This window comes from Synechococcus sp. B60.1 (assembly GCF_047462555.1).
In the GTDB taxonomy this organism is placed as follows: Bacteria; Cyanobacteriota; Cyanobacteriia; order Thermostichales; family Thermostichaceae; genus Thermostichus.
Genome location: NZ_JANSJN010000010.1, coordinates 31741 through 34700, shown reverse-complemented (window position 1 = coordinate 34700; position 2960 = coordinate 31741). Strand labels below are relative to the sequence as shown.

Here is a 2960-nt window from a genome sequence, read left to right as displayed (position 1 = left end):
CTTTCTCGCCTTCCTCAATTTGCCGGCAGAGCTCCTCGATTCTTTGCTCCCGGCGGCGGAGCTCTTCTTGCAAGCGCCCTTGCTCGGCCAGTTGTGCTTCCAGATCTTGGGCTTGTTGGCTGGTCTGCTGAAGCTGGGTTTGGAGCTCTGTCAGTTCCACTTGCTGGTTGCGCAGCTCCTCCCCCTTCTCTTGGAGTTGCCGGGACAAGTCTCCGACGAGACCCTGCCATCTTTGAATTTCTTCCTCCTTCCGCGCAGACCGGTTCTGTAGCTCTTCAATCTCTGCTTGGAGGCTTTGCACTTGCCGATCTTTGTCTTGGAGCTGTTGCAAAAGCTGACGCCGCTCGGCCAACTGGGCTTCAAGTTCTTGGAGCTGCTCGCTTTTTTGCCGAAGCTGATCCCGCAGCCTAGAAAGTTCTTTCTCGCCTTCCTCAATTTGCCAGCGGAGCTCTTCTTTCAAGCGCTGTTGCTCGGCCAGCTGTGCTTCCAGATCTTGGACTTGCTTGCTGCTCTGCTGAAGCCGGGTTTGGAGCTCTGTCAGTTCCGCTTGCCGGTTCTGCAGCTTCTCGTCCCTCTCCTGGACTTGCCGGGACAAGTCTCCGACGAGACCCCGCCATCTTTGAATTTCTTCCTCCTTCCGCGCAGACCGGTTCTGTAGCTCTTCAATCTCTGCTTGGAGGAGGCTTTGCACGCGCTGATCCCTGTCTCGGGCAGAAGACCAAGCAATCCTCGAGGCTACTGCGTTCCCGGCTCCAACCACCAGAGCCACTCTGAGGGCTCTGCCGAGGTCAGACTGAGGCAAAGCGGCAATGCTAGCAGCGGTGAGCGTGGTGACGATGTGGACGTAGAGCGGCTTACGTATGTCCATTGGGAGTGCCGAGTGATCAGAAAACCTAAAACTCAGGGTAATCGATGAAGTCAGTGACGTCTGCGCAAAATACTACACAAAGAAGGAAGGAAGCTTGAAGGATTGTTAAGTTACAAGGGATCCAAAAAAGTGGACTTTAACGTTGCCGCATTTGCCGCTCCAAGGCGTCCCCCAGGCCATTTCCGACAAAATTGATGCTCGGTATGTTGAGATCTTCCCTGCACTGCCAGCTTGCTTCCGCGCAGTGCTAGGACGTGAATAAATTGCAGTTGCAATGGTTTGCTATCCTAGGGGGCTGACGCTTTAGAAACCTGCAGACCACTGATGCAAGCGGATGCTGCTTTCCACCCGCTTTTGGTAAGGTTTTCCTCCGCCAACGGACTGTCTGCCCGCAACTTCTTCGTTGCCCATAGTCGCCCTAAAGGAGGGCCGCCTGGGCAACCCTCAAGGGATCCCGGCCACTCCTGTTTGGCGGGCAGCCTGGATCACGGCGGCGGCCACCTGGGGAACTACCCGCCCGTCGAAGACTGAGGGAATGATCCACTGGGGATCCAAATCTTCAGGTGGGATCAAATTGGCAATGGCCTGGGCGGCAGCCAGGCACATCTCGGTGTTAATCTGCTTGGCGCGGCAATCCAGAGCACCGCGAAATACCGCCGGAAAGGCCAACACATTGTTGATCTGGTTGGGGTAGTCGCTGCGCCCGGTGGCCATCACCGCCACCCGACCGCTCACCAGCTCCGGCTGAATCTCTGGCACCGGGTTGGCCAGGGCAAAGACAATGGGATCCGGCGCCATTTTTTCCACCATCTCTGGGGTCAAGGCATTGGCCACGCTCACCCCAATGAACACATCTGCCCCCACCAAGGCATCTGCCAGGGATCCGCTCTTCTCAACGGCAATGGCAGCTTTCTCGGGGGTGAGGTCGGTGCGGGAGCGGCTGAGGATCCCTTGGCGGTCACAGACCACGATGTGGGCTGCCCCAGCCCGCCGCAGCAGTTGCGTTACCGCAATCCCGGCTGCTCCTGCCCCGTTGAGGACAATGCGCGCCTCGTCTAGGTTTTTTTTGACCACCTTCAAGGCGTTCAGCAAGGCGGCCAGCACAACAATGGCGGTGCCGTGTTGATCGTCGTGGAACACTGGCAGGCTGAGACGGGCCTTGAGCTGGGACTCGATGGCAAAGCAGCGGGGGGCGCTGATGTCCTCCAGGTTAAAGCCGCCAAACCCCGGCGCTAGGCGCACCACTGTCTCCACGATTTCTCCTACATCCTGGGTAGCCAGGCAGAGGGGGAAAGCATCGATATCGGCAAAGCGCTTAAACAGAGCTGCCTTCCCCTCCATCACCGGCAGAGCGGCCTCCGGGCCGATATTCCCCAGGCCCAGCACGGCGCTGCCGTCAGTAACAATGCCAACGCAATTCCCTTTAATGGTGTATTCATAGACAGCACTGGGATCGGCGGCAATCTCCAGGGCCACCCGGCCCACGCCTGGGGTATAGGCCATGGCCAGATCGGCGGCGCTCTCCAGGGGGCTTTTGGCCACCACCTGTAGCTTTCCTCCCCGGTGCAGCTCAAAGGTGCGATCCACCACCCGCTCCACCTTCACGTTGGGCAAAGAGGCAACAGCAGCGTGAATTTGCTGGGCGTGCTCGCTGCTAACGGCATCCACGCAGATTTCCCGTACCGTTTCGGCTGCCGATTGGTGGATGAGGTCAATCTGGCTGAGGCTGCCTCCCACCTCGGCAATGGCTTGGGTAACACGGGCCAGCGCCCCCGGCTGGTTGGGCAGACGTAGACGTAGGGCAATGCTGTAGCTGGAGCTGGGGGTGAGTTTTGCCATAGCTTTCTATGGTAGAAGAAAAATTGCTTTCAGCAGAGCAAACTCCTCAACGCTGAGCCCTCTGGTTGCGCCGATCCTCAACTCCCTTCTCCCTCTGATCGATAGGAATAAGCGTAGGATCGAGAAATCCTGCAGACAGGCAACCCTCCTTCCTGCATATGACAACCTCTGCTGCAGCAACTGCCGACTCCGACCTCAATACTTTTGCCGATTGGCTGGAAGGTTACTACAGCAACCGCGCCCAAGCAATGGC

The 2960-nt window shown here is 58.0% G+C and carries 2 protein-coding genes; both read right to left on the bottom strand.

Annotation, left to right across the window (positions count from 1 at the left end; translation table 11 throughout):
* Positions 1–595, bottom strand: a 595-nt coding sequence (locus tag NW863_RS02165) for a hypothetical protein (protein WP_414364119.1), incomplete at its 3' end; no start/stop codon positions are given.
* A gap of 717 nt (positions 596–1312) precedes the next feature.
* Positions 1313–2707: a malic enzyme-like NAD(P)-binding protein gene (locus NW863_RS02160; RefSeq protein WP_414364118.1), complete on the bottom strand. Its 1395-nt coding sequence runs from the start codon at positions 2705–2707 to the stop codon at positions 1313–1315.
* Positions 2708–2960: the final 253 nt, after the last annotated feature.